Origin of the sequence: Microtetraspora glauca (genome assembly GCF_040656155.1) — a bacterium.
GTDB classification, from domain to species: Bacteria; Actinomycetota; Actinomycetes; order Streptosporangiales; family Streptosporangiaceae; genus Microtetraspora; species Microtetraspora glauca.
This window is the reverse complement of sequence record NZ_JBFALK010000010.1, coordinates 44,878-59,633: the sequence shown is the minus strand read 5'-3', so window position 1 is coordinate 59,633 and position 14,756 is coordinate 44,878. Positions and strand designations below refer to the sequence as shown.

18 protein-coding genes are annotated in these 14,756 nt (G+C 69.6%); 6 read left to right on the top strand and 12 right to left on the bottom strand.

Features of this window, described 5'->3' with window-relative positions; translation table 11 throughout:
- Positions 1-97 precede the first annotated feature (97 nt).
- Entirely contained in the window at positions 98-1,654 is a 1,557-nt protein-coding gene (locus AB0I59_RS19185) for a multicopper oxidase family protein (RefSeq protein ID WP_061258017.1), read from the bottom strand.
- Positions 1,651-2,106, bottom strand: a complete 456-nt coding sequence (locus AB0I59_RS19180) for a hypothetical protein (protein ID WP_358134430.1) — start codon at positions 2,104-2,106, stop codon at positions 1,651-1,653. Before AB0I59_RS19180 ends, AB0I59_RS19185 begins: the two co-directional genes overlap by 4 nt.
- Before the next feature lie 176 nt (positions 2,107-2,282).
- On the opposite strand from AB0I59_RS19180, the gene AB0I59_RS19175 reads away from it, so the two are divergent.
- Positions 2,283-3,416 (top strand): sensor histidine kinase, encoded by a 1,134-nt coding sequence (locus AB0I59_RS19175; protein ID WP_358134427.1) that lies wholly within the window; start codon positions 2,283-2,285, stop codon positions 3,414-3,416.
- Positions 3,413-4,102: a response regulator gene (locus AB0I59_RS19170; RefSeq protein ID WP_061258015.1), complete on the top strand. Its 690-nt coding sequence runs from the start codon at positions 3,413-3,415 to the stop codon at positions 4,100-4,102. Before AB0I59_RS19175 ends, AB0I59_RS19170 begins: the two co-directional genes overlap by 4 nt.
- A gap of 67 nt (positions 4,103-4,169) precedes the next feature.
- Here the strand turns inward: AB0I59_RS19170 and AB0I59_RS19165 are convergent, their stop codons facing one another.
- Positions 4,170-4,997, bottom strand: coding sequence for an NAD(P)H-binding protein (locus AB0I59_RS19165; protein ID WP_358134424.1), 828 nt, complete (start codon positions 4,995-4,997; stop codon positions 4,170-4,172).
- A gap of 54 nt (positions 4,998-5,051) precedes the next feature.
- Entirely contained in the window at positions 5,052-5,552 is a 501-nt protein-coding gene (locus tag AB0I59_RS19160) for an anthrone oxygenase family protein (RefSeq protein WP_061258013.1), read from the bottom strand.
- Between the two features lie 139 nt (positions 5,553-5,691).
- On the opposite strand from AB0I59_RS19160, the gene AB0I59_RS19155 reads away from it, so the two are divergent.
- The 4 genes from AB0I59_RS19155 to AB0I59_RS19140 all read left to right on the top strand — a co-directional run bounded on the left by AB0I59_RS19155 (position 5,692) and on the right by AB0I59_RS19140 (position 9,237).
- Positions 5,692-6,639, top strand: coding sequence for an AraC family transcriptional regulator (locus AB0I59_RS19155; RefSeq protein WP_061258012.1), 948 nt, complete (start codon positions 5,692-5,694; stop codon positions 6,637-6,639).
- Positions 6,640-6,757: 118 nt separating this feature from the next.
- The gene (locus AB0I59_RS19150; RefSeq protein WP_358134421.1) at positions 6,758-7,342 is read left to right on the top strand and encodes a DUF4396 domain-containing protein; all 585 of its coding nucleotides are present in this window, start codon (positions 6,758-6,760) and stop codon (positions 7,340-7,342) included.
- Between the two features lie 557 nt (positions 7,343-7,899).
- Positions 7,900-8,715, top strand: coding sequence for a GNAT family N-acetyltransferase (locus tag AB0I59_RS19145; protein ID WP_358134418.1), 816 nt, complete (start codon positions 7,900-7,902; stop codon positions 8,713-8,715).
- A gap of 147 nt (positions 8,716-8,862) precedes the next feature.
- The gene (locus tag AB0I59_RS19140) at positions 8,863-9,237 is read left to right on the top strand and encodes an alpha/beta hydrolase family protein (protein ID WP_358134415.1); all 375 of its coding nucleotides are present in this window, start codon (positions 8,863-8,865) and stop codon (positions 9,235-9,237) included.
- 775 nt (positions 9,238-10,012) lie between these two features.
- Here the strand turns inward: AB0I59_RS19140 and AB0I59_RS19135 are convergent.
- The 8 genes from AB0I59_RS19135 to AB0I59_RS19100 form a co-directional block, all read right to left on the bottom strand.
- On the bottom strand, positions 10,013-10,345 hold the full coding sequence (locus tag AB0I59_RS19135) for a hypothetical protein (protein ID WP_358134412.1): 333 nt from the start codon (positions 10,343-10,345) through the stop codon (positions 10,013-10,015).
- A 453-nt stretch (positions 10,346-10,798) separates the two neighbouring features.
- Positions 10,799-11,437, bottom strand: coding sequence for a DNA-3-methyladenine glycosylase I (locus AB0I59_RS19130; protein ID WP_435831013.1), 639 nt, complete (start codon positions 11,435-11,437; stop codon positions 10,799-10,801).
- On the bottom strand, positions 11,427-12,098 hold the full coding sequence (locus tag AB0I59_RS19125) for an alpha-ketoglutarate-dependent dioxygenase AlkB family protein (RefSeq protein ID WP_061258005.1): 672 nt from the start codon (positions 12,096-12,098) through the stop codon (positions 11,427-11,429). Before AB0I59_RS19125 ends, AB0I59_RS19130 begins: the two co-directional genes overlap by 11 nt.
- The gene (locus AB0I59_RS19120) at positions 12,095-12,619 is read right to left on the bottom strand and encodes a hypothetical protein (RefSeq protein ID WP_061258004.1); all 525 of its coding nucleotides are present in this window, start codon (positions 12,617-12,619) and stop codon (positions 12,095-12,097) included. The genes AB0I59_RS19125 and AB0I59_RS19120 overlap by 4 nt, the downstream gene beginning before the upstream one ends.
- Entirely contained in the window at positions 12,607-12,897 is a 291-nt protein-coding gene (locus tag AB0I59_RS19115; protein ID WP_061258003.1) for an Ada metal-binding domain-containing protein, read from the bottom strand. Before AB0I59_RS19115 ends, AB0I59_RS19120 begins: the two co-directional genes overlap by 13 nt.
- Positions 12,894-13,634 carry a 2OG-Fe(II) oxygenase gene (locus tag AB0I59_RS19110; protein WP_061258002.1) on the bottom strand — a complete coding sequence of 247 codons (741 nt, stop codon included), beginning with the start codon at positions 13,632-13,634 and terminating at the stop codon, positions 12,894-12,896. Before AB0I59_RS19110 ends, AB0I59_RS19115 begins: the two co-directional genes overlap by 4 nt.
- On the bottom strand, positions 13,631-14,248 hold the full coding sequence (locus AB0I59_RS19105; RefSeq protein ID WP_082777152.1) for a methylated-DNA--[protein]-cysteine S-methyltransferase: 618 nt from the start codon (positions 14,246-14,248) through the stop codon (positions 13,631-13,633). Before AB0I59_RS19105 ends, AB0I59_RS19110 begins: the two co-directional genes overlap by 4 nt.
- The gene (locus AB0I59_RS19100) at positions 14,245-14,736 is read right to left on the bottom strand and encodes an RNA polymerase sigma factor (protein WP_061258157.1); all 492 of its coding nucleotides are present in this window, start codon (positions 14,734-14,736) and stop codon (positions 14,245-14,247) included. The genes AB0I59_RS19105 and AB0I59_RS19100 overlap by 4 nt, the downstream gene beginning before the upstream one ends.
- Positions 14,737-14,756: the final 20 nt, after the last annotated feature.

Genomic DNA, 14,756 nt, shown 5'->3' with positions numbered 1-14,756 from the left:
CTCCCACGCGCCGGAGCACCCCGTACGCGAAGCATCCGTACACACGGTCAGACCACCTCGGTTCGGGCATCTGAACGGGTGCGCGGCGCGGCGGCGGTCAGACCACCTCGATGTCGGCCATCATCGCCATGTCCTCGTGTTCGAGGTTGTGGCAGTGCATCATGTAGCGCCCGCGGTAGCCCTCGAAGCGCACCAGGACCTCGATCACCTCGTACGGGCGCAGGTCCACGGTGTCCTTCCAGCCCCCGTCGGTGGCCGCGGGCGCCTTGCCGTTCCTGGTCAGCACCCGGAAGTGCGCGAGGTGGACGTGCACCGGATGGTGGAAGTCACTGGTGAGGCGCCAGACCTCGGTGGTCCCCAGCCGGGGCCGCACCAGCGGAGTGCCGGGCGTGAAGGGCTTCCCGTTGATCGTCCACGCGCCCGCCCACTGCCCGGACTTGCGGAAGTCGAAGACCCGCGTGGCGACGGCGGCGGTACGGTCGACCGGCTCCAGCCTCGAGAGGCGGGCCGGGACCGCGCTGTCGTCGGCGGCCCTGCGGGCCACGCGGAAACGCATCACGTCGCGTGCCGGTCCGGCGCCCAGGGTGTTGACCAGCGTCACCCGGCTGCCGACGGGATAGGCGGAGAAGTCCACCACCACGTCGAACCGTTCCGCGGGGGCCATCGTGATCGCGTCGTGTTCCACCGGCGCGGCCAGCAGCCCCGCGTCGCTGCCGACCTGGACGAAGCGGCCGCCCGGGTGCAGCTCCAGCCGGTACCGGCGGGCGTTGGACGCGTTGAGCAGCCGCAGCCGGTAGCGGGCCGCGTCCACCTCCAGCTCCGGCCAGGGAGCGCCGTTGACCAGGATCACGTCGCCTTCGACGCCCTCCATGTACGCGTCGTCGACGCCGGCCCGGACCAGCAGGCTGGGATCCAGCGACGGATAGCGGAAGGCGCCGTCCTCGTCGAAGGCCCGGTCGCAGATCATCAGCGGGATGTCGCGGTCGCCCTTCGGCAGCGGCAGGGCGTCGTCCTCGTCGTCGCGTACCAGCAGGAATCCGGCGAGCCCGCGCCACACCTGCGGTCCGGTGAAGTCCATCCGGTGGTCGTGGTACCAGAGCGTGGCCGCCCGCTGCTCCAGCGGGTAGACGTACTCCCTCGCCCCGGAATGGAACGTCCACTGGTCCGGATCGACGCGCATGCCGGCGTGGGAGTGCCCGCCGGTCGGCCGGAACCCCCGCCCGGCGGCCACCACCAGATCGGTCGGATAGCCGTCGGAGTCCGCCGGGGTGACCCCGCCGTGCAGGTGGGTGGACGTCGGGACGGGCAGCTCGTTACGTACCCGGACGACGGTGCGGCTTCCGCGCCGCAGGTCGAAGGTGGGCCCGGGGAAGGTGCCGTCGAATCCCCACACCTCGGTCGTCGTCCCCGGGACGATCTCCACCTTGGCGGGGCGCTGGACCACCTCGTAGAAGCCGGGCCGTACCGGCCGGGCGACCGCGGGGATCGGCAGCGGCACGGCGAACGGCGCGGGCAGCGGCAGGGTGCTGGCGAGTTTCCGGCCCGCGGTCTCGGCGCCGAGCGAGCCGCACCCGGCGACGGCGAGCACGCCACCGCCCAGCGCGCCCAGGAAGCCCCGCCGGGAAAGGGACGGAAGGGTCTTCCGCGAGGTCATGCGCCGCCGCTCCCCTGGCCGTTCTCCTGGCGGACCCGCAGGCTCCGCCAGGTCCAGACGGCCATCACGGCCGAGGCGCCGAAGATCGTCACACCGAGCGGGAAGTGTCCCGCGAGGATGCGGTTCTGGCCGAGCACGACCTGCGCCGTCTCCAGGGCGACGAGCGCCGCGCCGGCCCAGGCGGGCCAGCTCGGGCCCCGGCCGGGGCGCCACAGCACGATCGCGGCGACGAGCTGGAGGTACAGCATGACGTGGGTGACCCCGGCGTTGTCGCGGTGCTGCGTCAGCATGTCCACATTGCCGGTGACGAACAGCCCGGCCAGCACGGCCTGCCCGAGCACCCCGACCAGATGGCCGGTGGCGGCGATCCGCAGCCACCAGACGATCCAGGCTGGCGCGCGGGTACGAGAGGCTTCGGCCGATCGTTCGGCCACGAGGGGTGGGTTGTTCATGCGGTTCATGCTCTCCCCGGAATCTCGCAAGATCGTCCCCCGTGGGAAGGCACTTCGCCGTACATCGTTCGTTGTAGGCCGCGCCCTCCCGGGCCGGGCGTACCACGGGGGATGTACCCGCGATCTGCGTCGCGCGGGTGTCGGCCGGCCGGAACGGCTGGCCTAGTGTGTCGAGGATGGAAGCCCGGAAGATCGACGCGTTGATCGCGGTCGCCGCGCTGGCGGGGATCGTCGGCGGCACGTACGGCGGCCTGTCGAGCTCGGGCCCGTTCGAACGGCCCCTGGACACGCTCGGCATCGCTCTGATCTCCGTGTCCGCGCCCGCGCTCGCCTTCCGGCGGAGCGCCCCGCTGCCAGTCGGCGTGATCACGGTGGCGTGTGCCGTCGCCTACTACGCCTGTCGCTATCCCGGGATCTTCGCCTCCGCGCCCGCCCTGGCGGCGATCTACACGGCCGCGTCCCTCGGCCGGCGCCGTCTGGCGATCGTCCTCGCCGTGGTGATGGACGCGGGCGTCTACGGCCTGATCGCGCTGTCGGACTCCGATCCCTCTCCGGGTGACGGCTTCAACCTGCTCGGCGGGTGGCTGGTGGCGATGGTGGTCCTCGGCGAGGTGGCGCGGAACCGGCGCGCCTACCTGCACGAGGTGGAGCAACGGGCGATCGAGGCGGAACGCACCCGCGAGGAGGCGGCGCTGCGCCGGGCGGGCGAGGAGCGGCTGTGGATCGCCCAGGAGCTGCACGACTCGCTCACGCACAGCATCTCGGTGATCAACGTCCAGGTGTCCGTCGCCATGCAGCTCCTGGACCAGCGGCCCGAGCGGGCCAGGGAGGCGCTGGCCGCGATCAAGGAGTCCGGCCGCGAGGCGATGCACGAGCTGCGCGCCACGCTCGGCGTGCTCAGGCAGGCCGACCAGGACACCCCGCAGGCCGGGCTCGCCCGGCTGCCCCGGCTGGTGTCCAGAGCCGAGGCGGCGGGTCTTCCGGTACGGAGCGTCGTCGTCGGAGATCGCCGCGATCTGCCCGGCGAGATCGACAGTACGGCCTACCGCATCGTGCAGGAGGCGTTCACGAACGTGCTGCGCCATGCGGGCCCCGCGTCGATCACCCTGACGACCGAATACCATCCGGAGAAGATCGTCGTCCGTGTGGTGGACGACGGGCGGTCCGGCGGGAGCGCCGCCGGCCACGGAATGGGGTTGATCGGAATGCGCGAGCGCGTCGTCGCGCTCGGCGGATCTCTCACCGCCGGACCGCGTCCGGAGGGCGGGTTCCATGTGCATGCTGAGCTCCCTTCGGTGGGACGGCCGTGATCCGGGTCCTGCTGGCCGACGACCAGCCGCTGATCCGCGCGGGATTCCGCGCGCTGCTCGAACTGGCCGAGGACATCACGGTCGTGGGTGAGGCCGGCGACGGCGGCGCGGCGGTCGAGCTGGCCCGCGCGCTACGGCCGGATGTGGCGCTGCTGGACGTCCGGATGCCCTTCCTCGACGGGATCCAGGCGACCAGGAGCATCGGTTCCGATCCCGAGCTCGACGGGGTGCGCGTGGTGATCCTGACCAACTACGCGCTGGACGAGTACGTCTTCGCCGCGCTGCGCGCGGGCGCCAGCGGCTTCCTGGTCAAGGACATCGAGCCCGCCGAGCTGCTCCGGTCGGTACGGGTGGCGGCCCAGGGGGAGGCGCTGCTGTCGCCGTCGGTGACCCGGCGGTTGATCGAGGAGTACGTCTCCACCCCGCCACGGCCCGTTGCCGTACCCGGGCTCGAACGGCTGACCGATCGGGAACGCGAGGTCGTGGGCCTGGTCGCGGCGGGCATGTCCAACGAGGAGATCGCCGGGCATCTGGTCATCAGCCACGCCACCGCCAAGACCCATGTCAGCCGGTCGATGACGAAGCTGGGCGCGCGTGACCGCGCCCAGCTGGTCGTCTTCGCGTACGAGTCGGGGCTGGTCACACCCGGCACGTCCGACCGCGCGCGGCGGCCTCCCCACGGCTGAGGACGGCGGCCCGCGCCGTGGCCGACTCCGTGGCTCCCGCGCGGGGCGTCGTCGGACGCGCTCGCGCCTACGCGTCCACCGCCTTCCAGACGCCGGTGGCGGCGGCCTCGCGGGCGTAGTCGGCGAAGTCGCGGGGCGACCGTCCCAGAACGCGCCGCACGCCGTCGCCAAGGGAGGCGTTGCGCCCGTCCAGCACCGTGGTGAACAGGTAGACGAGCAGGTCGATGACGTCGGCCGGCACGCCCTCGGCGGCCAGCGCGCTCGCGTAGTCCTCCGGGGAGACCCGGGTGAAGCCGATCTCCCGGCCGGTGGTGTCGGCGATGGCGGCGACCGCGTCGGCGAAGGTGAGCAGCCGGGGACCGGTCAGCTCGTAGATCTGGCCGGAGTGCCCGTTCCCGGTCAGCGCCGTCACCGCCACGTCGGCGATGTCGTCGGCGTCGACGAACGGCTCGCCCACGTCACCCGCGGGGAGGACGACCTCTCCGGCCAGGACCGGCTCCAGCAGGTAGTCCTCGCTGAAGTTCTGGTCGAACCAGCTCGCGCGCAGGATGGTCCAGTCGGCGCCGGAGTCGATCAGCGCCTTCTCCGCGGCCTGGGCCTCCTCCTCGCCGCGGCCCGAGAGCAGGACCAGTCGCCGCGCGCCGGAGGCGACCGCCAGCCGGGCGAACGCGCCGACCGCCTCGGGCGCCCCCGGCGCGGCCAGGTCCGGGTAGTACGACACGTACACCGCCCCGACGTCCTGGAGCGCGGGCGCCCACGTCGCCGGGTCCTCCCAGTCGAAGGCGGGTTCACCGGAGCGCGACCCGATCCGTACGGGCACGTCACGCTCCTGGAGCCGGGTCACGACGCGGCGGCCGGTCTTGCCGGTGCCACCCAGTACGAGGGTCGTGTTCACTGTTTCTCCCTTGGATGTGGTGGGTGTGGGTTCTCCGGGCAGCCGCCCGCACGATCAGGAGCGCGCCCAGACGAATACGGCGAGGCCGACGAGGAGCAGGCTGACCAGGCAGAACACGGCACGGATGGTGTTCCACCGGGTCCACCGCCCGGAGAACTCCACCCAGAGGCGCGCGGCCTCGTCCGGGTCGGCCGGTACGGTCGCCTCCGCGAGCGCCCGGTTCATCGGCACGTTGACGACGGCGGTGGGAAGGAACGCGCCCAGCACGTACGTCGCCGCGGCGGCGAAGAACAGGACGGCCGCCGGGGTCTCGCCGAGCGCGAGGAGCAGCCCGCCCGTCACCGCGGACGCGAGGGGCGTGCCGAGGAACGAGGCGAAGAACCGCCCGTTGAGGATCTTCTCGTTGACGCTGCGCATGGCGGAGACGGCCTGCTCGACGGCGATCCCGTCGAAGGCGGGCATCACCGACACCGAGTACCCGTAGAAGAGACCGGCGATCGCGCCGGTCAGGAGGAGTGCCACGGCCGCCGAGACTGCTGTCAGCGCGAACAACATCCTTGCTCCTTCGGTCGTGCCCGGATCTCGGCCCCCGTGGCCGTTCACCTTGCGATGATCCAATTCAACCCTGGACGCGCCGAGACGGAACATGGCTCAGAAGCTCAATTTCATGTTCAGGCGTCTACAGTGAGGGGGCATGGATGCGCTCGCGAGACTGGTGGACGGCCCGAGAGCCCAGGGCGCGTTTCTGCTCCAGACGATCATGACCCCGCCGTGGTCCGTGCGGATCGAGGACCGGGCGCCGCTGTCCCTGGTCGCCGTCGTGCGCGGCGAGGCGTGGGTGGTCCCCGACCACGGCGACGCCGTACGGCTCCGCCCCGGAGATGTCACGATCACGCGCGGCCCCGACGCGTACACCTTCGCCGACGACCCGGCCACGCCGCCCCGGGTGGTGATCCATCCGGGGCAGCGCTGCACCACGCCCGACGGCGAGGACCTGTCCGAGGCGATGCACCTCGGCGTACGCACCTGGGGAGACGGCCTGGACGGCCCGGTCGTGCTGCTCGTCGGAACCTACCGGCCGAGTTCGGAGATCAGCAGGCGACTGCTGGACGCGTTGCCTCCGCTGCTGGCCCTGCCTGGCGAGGCGTGGGAGAGCCCTCTCATCGCGCTGCTGGGACAGGAGATCTCCAGGGACGACCCCGGCCAGGAGGTCGTGCTGGACCGGCTGCTCGACCTGCTCCTGGTGACCGTGCTGCGGTCCTGGTTCTCCCGCCCGGAGGCGGATACCCCGGGGTGGTACCACGCGTCCGGCGATCCGCTGGTGGGCCCGGCGCTGCGGCTGCTGCACGGCGATCCCGCGCACCCGTGGACGGTGTCCGCGCTGGCCACGAAAGTGGGCGCCTCGCGGGCCGCGCTCTACCGGCGCTTCACCGAGCTGGTCGGCGAGCCGCCCATGGCGTACCTGACGGGCTGGCGCCTGGCCCTGGCCGCCGACCTGCTGCGGGAGTCCGACGCCACCATCGGCGCGGTGGCCGGACAGGTCGGGTACGGCAGCGCCTTCGCGCTGAGCACGGCCTTCAAGCGGGTTCGCGGCGTCAGCCCTCGGGAGTACCGCAGGACCGCGGGCGCCGCGCCGTCCTGACGTGGCCCTCGCGGCGATCCTGGATATCGACACCACTACTCGCGGAATACCCCTAGGGGGTATATCGTTGGCGTGTGCGACGGGCCGAACGGCTCCGCGGGAAGGGATACGACACGCCATGGACCACTCCGCTCATTCCACCCACTCCCCCTCGACCGGTGGACGCGACGCGCACGCGCACGAGCACGACGGCCACAGCGGACACAGCGGACACGGACACGGACACGGACACGAGGCACGCGGGCACGACAGCGCGGGCCACGGGAGTACCTCCTGGCGTACCGCCGCCCAGGCGACGCTGCACTGCCTCACCGGCTGCGCCATCGGCGAGGTCCTCGGCATGGTCATCGGCACCGCGGCCGGACTGCACGGCGGCGTCACCGTCGCCCTGTCGATCGTGCTCGCGTTCGTCTTCGGGTACGCGCTGACGATGCGCGGCGTGCTGAAGGCCGGCGTGGGAATGCGCCGGGCCCTGAAGATCGCCCTGGCCGCGGACACCGTCTCCATCGCGGTCATGGAGATCATCGACAACACGGTGATGGTCGCCGTGCCCGGCGCGATGGACGCAGGTCTCGCGACCGCGCTGTTCTGGGCGGCCCTGGCGTTCTCCCTCGCCCTCGCGTTCGTGCTGACGGTGCCGATCAACCGGTGGCTGATCGGCAGGGGCCTCGGGCACGCCGTCGTCCACGCATACCACCACTGACCGCGCTCGCCCCGCCCCGTCGCGGATGCGGCGTTCTTCAAGCGCACCACCTTGGTGCACCGCTGCGCCCGCGCCCCACGGCGTGCCTCGCAAAGGCCACCAGTGCGGCCGTCTGCGGGGGCCCGGCTGATGCGCCAGGCCGCGCTCATCCCGCCGGGTACGGCGACATCACCTACATCCCCACGGGCGAGGGCTGGCAGGCTACTGCCCAGGCGCGCCCACACTTGCACGTGCACCAGCGAAGCGGGCGAGGTCAGCCGGTTGGACGGCCATGGTCGGGGAGCGTGGGACAACGAGTTGCCGAACCTCTCTCTGGCTGGCCATCAAGGCCGCGGCGGACCGCCACGACGTCATGGACGAGCCGCCGGTCCGCTCCTTCTGCGACCACAACTATGCGAATGCGTCGGCGGAGGAGTCGGTCAAGGCGGCCGGGCCCTGCCGTGCCCCGGCCGCACGGTCTGCGGCGCGGACCGAGCGGCGGTGGACACCCTGATCACCAGGCGCCGCAGGCCGAAAATTGCGCCCGTGCCACAAACCGGCATGATGTGATGATCTGCATGAATGAGATGAAACACCCAGTCCCCGGCGATCCTGATCTGCTGGTCAAGATGGAGCAGAACCTTGCCGAGCATGCCTGCCACCTGCACCGTCGCATGGAGCGCTCAACCGTCACGGAGACGGACGACCTCCTGATCGCCGACAGCGGGCTCGACGACGACACTTTCAATATCGTTGCGGCGGCGCGTTTCACCGCAGACACCGCCCCCGCGCGGGTGGAGGAGACTCTCCGTGCGCTGGCTGCGACGGGTCGCCCCTTCTCCTGGTGGGTCGGCCCCGCCTCCACACCACCAGACCTCGCCTCGCTCCTGACGGGTGCCGGTCTGGAGGCATCCGAGACCGAGGCGGGCATGTGGAAGGACCTGCGTGCCGCCCTGCCGAAGCCGCACGCCGATGGCCTGGACGTCCGCCTGGTGACAACTCCGGAGCAGCTCGCCGACTACGCGATGGTCCTGGCCGCGAATTGGGACCCGCCGGCCGCCACGGTGCGCCGGTTCTTCACCGATGCCGCCGAGTGGGCCCTCGCTCCCGACAGCCCTGCCCGGTACCTGGTCGGCTACGCGAGCGGCCGCCCCGTCTGCTCGGCCGAGGTCTTCCTCTACGGAGGAGTCGCCGGGATCTACAACATCGCGACCCTCGCGACCGACCGCCGGCGCGGCTACGGCGGCGCCATCACCCTGGCCACCTTGCACACCGCGTACGACGAGGGCTATCGCACCGCGGTCCTGCAGGCGTCTTCGGACGGTGAGCCCGTCTACCGCCGCCTCGGATTCGATACCTGCGGCTGGTTCACCGAGTACGCCATCGCACCCTGAAACCGTCCCGCTCGACCGGATCGGCGAACGTCCAGACGAGAGGGGAGTCCCCTTCCGCCGCTTCGGCGGAGGAAGTGGGCCGAACGGTTAACGTGGACATCACGGGAGAAATCGGATGGACGGCCGCCTGGTCGGCGAGGAGGCCCCATGGATTACGAGATCTTCGCCCTGGGTGACATCCGGCTCCAGTGCGGCATCACGCTGCCCGACGCGAACCTGGCGTACAAGACGTACGGCGAGCTCAACGAGGCCAGGAACAACGCGATCGTCTATCCGACGTGGTACTCCGGCCAGTACTACGACAACGAATGGCTCGTCGGCCCGGGCATGGCGCTCGACCCGGCGACGTACTTCATCATCACCCCGAATATGCTCGGCAACGGACACTCCTCGTCACCGAGCAACACCCCGCCGCCCCACGACCGGGCCAGGTTCCCCCACGTCACCATGCACGACAACGTCGAAGACCCTCCACCCGGGTCCGCACACCCCAAAGTAACTCTCTGTAATCGCGCCAGCTAGACGCGCTCAAGGCCGCCGGCGTCACCCGGATCTTCTCCGAGAAGATCTCCACCCGCGCCACCGCCCGCCCCGAACTCGACAAGGCCGTCGCCCTGGCCCGCGAGCTCCGATCGGCAGGGGTCGCCATCACACTCGTGGTGCACGAGCACAAGCGGCGGGGTCCAAGCAGCCGACGAGTGCATCACGAAGGTCGCCTGCATCGACAAACTCGGCCCGCAGACGGTCCGGCGCGAGAACACCAGCCTGCTCACCCAGATGATCGCCGACCTCGAAGCCCGGCTCACCGAGCCGGCGAAGCCCTGACCGCGGGGCAGCCTTCGCGTCGTGGACCGAAGGGGACCACCTGGTCAGCAACCCGATCACATGGGTTTGTCCTTTCTGTCGGTAGCCGCCACCGGTCCGCCAGCAGGCGTGGTGACATTTCGAAGACGCTGGTCGAAGCCGATACGTGAGATTGGCGGTGAAGATTCACGGGCGAAGGCCGGGTGTCTAATGGGACGACCGAGCGACCCTGTCGGAGGGAGTCCCGAGCGCACTGCTCCGGCTTTGCACACGTCATGCGAATGGATCTTCATGGCAGTCGCATGCCCGCGGTGGCGCCATTACAGATCGGTCCACGTCGGGGTGTCGAACGCGGTGCTGAGCATTCGCGAGTCGGGCCGCTGAACGACCACGGATTGAAGAGGCGAAGCCTGCTGCGACAGGAATCTCCTCGTCGATGTGCAGACGCGTCCGGTCTAATCCGGTGGGGGCGTGGGCGTCCGTGATGCCTCGGTCATGCGGTCACCTCGATGGGGTGCAGGCCAAGGGCCTTGTAGATGGCCTCTGTCGCCGTGCCGTCCCGGACGATCACTCGGTCGATGGCCGCCTCGCGGGCGTCACGCAGAAGTTCGATCTTGAGCACCTGCTCCACCCACGCCGCGTGGGTCGGCTCCATCCATGTCACGACGTCGCGTGGGACATCGCCACTTGGGTCGATGATCGAGATGCCGACGATCTCGTAGCCTCTGCACGCTACGACGACGAGGCTCTCGTCGCGGATCGTGAAGGGCATCACGTCGATGCCACCGCAGATCATGGCGGATTGGAGGAGGTCTCCGACCGCCATGCCGAGCTGAGCCGATCGGGCGCTCTTGTCCGCGAGACTCGGGAAGTAGTACGTGGCAGCGGTCGCGCGGTGCGTCTCGATCCAGTAGTTGTCGGCGCTCCAAGCGCCCTGCGGGCGACCAAGTCGCCGGGAGCGAAGGTGTCGGGATGCTGCATCGCGCGCACTGTGAGGTAGTCCGCGGTCCAAGGGCCGATGCCGGGGAGCGCAAGCAGGGCACGACGCGCCTCGTCGACAGTGAGTTGCGCGTCAGGCACCTCGTCAGGGAGGTTCGCGACGACCCCATCCTCGGCGAAGGTCATCTTCACCCGTGCAGGGCTCCTGCGTGGGTCAGAAGCCGGGTGTAGGTGCGGCCCGGGATGTCGACTTCTTCGGCTCCTGGGATCGCGTGGGCAGCCAGCATCCGTAGAGCGATCTCAAAGTCAGTGGGACCGTTCGGGATCAGGTGTAGGAGGGTCACGATGTCCAGATTCCAGAGCTGCCCCGTCGATGCGAGCCGAGCAGATGGGTGTCGACGATGCCGATCGCCTCCATGAGCGCGTACATGGTGGTCGGGCCGACGAAGGCGAATCCGCGTCGGCGCAGCTCCTTTGACAACGCGACCGACTCGGCGGACTTCGTGGGGATCTCTGCAAAGGTCTGGGGGCAGGGCGTGCTCTCGGGTCGGAAGGACCACACCAGCTCGGCCAGGCCCATCTCCTCACGCAGCGTGATGGTGGCGCGGGCATTGGTGATGGTCGCCTGGATCTTCTGCCGGTTGCGCACGATGCCGACGTCGGCCATCAACCGCTCGACATCGGTCTCGGTGTACGCAGCGATCGCGTCCGGAAGGAAGTTGTCGAATGCCGCACGGAATGCGGGTCGCTTGCGGAGGATCGTTGCCCAGGACAGACCCGCCTGAAATCCTTCGAGACTGACACGCTCGTAGACGCCGCGTTCGTCCGTGACCGGCATGCCCCACTCTGTGTCGTAGTAGTCGCGCAGCAGAGGGGCAGCGGCTGCCCATGCGGGCCGGGCGAGCCCGTCGTCCCCGACGACGACGCCGGGGTCGGCGGTGGTGCTGCTTGCGTCCTGTGTCATCCGATCACCCGTCAAGCCCGGTCATGCGCATCGTGATGTTGATCCGGCCGCGACTGAGTCCGCATCCCTCGGGGGCGGTGCTCTCGTGCACCTTGGTGACACCGTGGTAGGCCAGTCGGGCGGGTCCGCCGAAGACGAAGAGGTCGCCGGAGGCCAGCAGCACGTCGGCATAGGGTTTGCCGCGGCTTTCCGCGTTGCCGAATCGGAACGTGCAGCTATCGCCGATGGACAGCGATACGACCGGGGCGCGGGAGATCTCGTCCTTGTCCTGGTGCATTCCCAACCGGGCCTCCGCGTCGTAGTAGTTCACCAGCGCGGTGTCGGGCGTATAGGAGCGGATCGCGGCTGCGTCGTGGCGAGTGGCCTTGAGGGCATCCCGTCCCAGGCGGATCATCCAGTCGGGGAACGGAAGGACACGGGCGCCGTTCACGTCGGTGGCCTCTCGCGTGTACTTGTACGGTTGCCAGTGCCAGCCCAGACATACGGTGCGCACCGACATCTCGTGTCCGCGGACCTTCGCGGCGCGGATGGGGACAGGGCCTTGCACCCACTCACGGAACTGATCCACGATCCACTTCTGCTGTTCCCGAGTCAGCCAATCGGGGACCAGGGTGGCGCCCGGGGCGACCTCTCCTCCGTCACGCTCGGGGATCTCCGGAGTGAACAGCGCTGTCATCGCTTGCCCTCCGTGTGTGTGAGGTGCACGAGCGAATCGTGCGCAACGAGCCAGGAGGTACCGTCTGCGTTTGCGCCGGTCAGGCCGTCCAGATTGGTCAGTCCGACCAGTGCGAGAGTGCGCGGGTCGCCGATTGCGGCGGTCGCGAGGGTGCGTGCGGGGCTCCAGGGAGTCGACCACAGCAGCCGCCGGGTCATCTGTGCCCAGCCGGTTGCCGGCCCGACCATCACCCACAGGTCGGGGTCGGCGGCGGCGAACCGTGACGCGTGACGCAGCCAGGAGGCCCCGGTCTCGGGCCAGGTGATCGTATCGAGAGTTCCGCCTCCTGTGCGATCCCAGGCCGATTCGATCAGGCGTGAGGTCGCAAGGGCGTGAGGGGTGCGGCCGGAGCCGATCGCGATATCGCGGGCACGGCGGTCGCGAGCAATTCTGATGACGGTCGCGACCTCGGCATCCGTAGCCGTCAGGTCCGCGTCATAACTCGCTGACGCCTTCAGTAAGGGGCTGGTCAGGGCTTCCATCGTTCGCCGTTCTCCCGGGTGGTCTTCCACGTCTGATGGCGGTCCCTGCAGCAGGCTCCGCAGGGGCGGAACCCGGCGGCGACCGCCGTGGCCTCGTCAGCGAAGAAGACCCGGTGCTTCACGTAGCCGCCGCGAGCGACGGCGCGCAGCGCGGCGGGACAATCGAGTCGCCCGTAGATCTTCGAGTCGCGATGGCCGCCCCACAGCCCCTTGACCGCAGACCGATAGGGACGGCCATCCGCCCCCAGAAGGGCGTACGTCTTCGTCGCGTCGCTCATGCGGCGTCATGGAAGACGAGAGCGAGGGTGTGACGTTCGCCGGACCGGATGGCGGATACGCCGTGTCGAACCGGCGCGGCGGACCATCCGCGGGCGGACTTGACGGGTCGGTCACGGGTGGTGAAGAGGTATCCGTGACCGTGCGGCAGCAGCGTGGCCGTGCCCCGCGACTGGGCGCGCGGGCGCTGTTCCAGCAGCAGGAACTCGCCACCCGTGTGATCCACGCCGGGCTCGTTGAGGTTGATCACGACCTGCAACGGGAACACGAGGTCGCCGTACAGGTCGCGATGCAGAGCGTTCCAATCCTTCTCGCCGTAGTGGAGCAGGATCGCCGAAGACTTCGTTTGGCCGGCGTCGTGGCACATCTGAAGCCACTCATCAAGCGAGTCCGGCCACGGTGCGGGCCGGCCGAGCTTGGTCCACCAGTCGCGGGCGATGGGAAGCAGCCGCGGGTACAGCGCCTGCTTGAGCCGCTCGATCGGTTCTGGGTACGGCGCGTTGAAGTATCGGTACTGGCCCTCACCGAAGCGGTGCCGGCCCATGTTGACGGTGCTGCGGAACAGGCCGTCCTGCTCGTACAGCTCCCTGATCTCCACGGTCTCCTCCGGGGTCAGCAGTTGCGGCAGCAGTGCGCCGCCATACTCGTTGACCTCTGTGGTGATCGCCTCCCAGTCGCCGGACTCGACGCGGCTGTACCACCGATCCGTCTTCCTCCCGGTCGCCTTCGCGATGCTCATGCCGCGGCCTCCAGGTTCAGCAGCATGGTCTTGGCCTCGAGTCCGCCGATGTAACCGCCGAGCGTGCCGTCGGTACGCAGCACGCGGTGGCACGGGACGACGATCGGCAGCGGGTTGGTCGCACAGGCGGTGCCCACCGCTCGGACGGCCTTGGGGTTGCCGACGAGCTCGGCCATGTCTCGGTAGCTGCGGGTCTGGCCGTACCCGATCTCGGGCAGATGCGTCTGCACGAGGCGCCGGAAACCGCGAGACAGGGACAGGTCCAGTTTCAGGTCGAAGACCTGGCGGTGCTTGGCGAAGTACTCGTCGATCTCGCGAGCCACTTCGTCCAGCCGCTTCGGGGCGCGCAGGATGCGCGGGCTGAGCTTCTGGCTGAGGGCTTCCAGGACTCGATCGTGGTCTTCGCGGGCGTACGCCACGCGGACCAGCCCCTCCGGGGTGGCGGCGAGCAGCAACTTGCCGACAGGTGAGTCGATGGTGGTGTAAGCGACATCGACGAGATTGGCTCGCTCTGCCGCCTGCTCCAGACGGCGGTGGAGCCGACTGAGAGTGCCGGCGTCCACAGGCGTCGACAGCAGGGCGGCCATGTCGTCATCGTGGCGGATGTCGTTCATGATGATGCTCCTCTCGTGATCGCGCCCGGATATTTCTTCCTGAGATTCTTGAGCCCGTCTGCGGCGGCTCTTCGGGCCGCCTCAATGGTGCCGCCGAGGATCTCCGCGATCTCGGCGTATGCCAGCCCCGCCACATAGCGGTAGGCGACAGCCTGGCGTTGTTTGCTCGGGAGCCCTTTCACCGCGGCCCACAGGTCAGAGTCCCCAGAGTCCGGGATGTCCCGCCCCGTCGGTGCTTCCGGTACCTCGTCGACGGGCAGGGGATTCCTTTTCGCGACACGCAGCACGTCGATCGCCTTGCGATGCGCGATCGTCACGAGCCATGCCTCCACGTTCGCCGTCTCAGGCAGGTCGGGATAGGCGCGCAGGGCGGAGAGGAAGGTCTCCGACCATGCGTCGTCCGCGTCGTGCGGGCCGAGGACGACCCGGCAGACGCGCAGCACGGTTGCGCCGTGCTGCGCGACCACGTTCTCGAACGGTTGTTTCATGTCCATCCCATTGACGACAT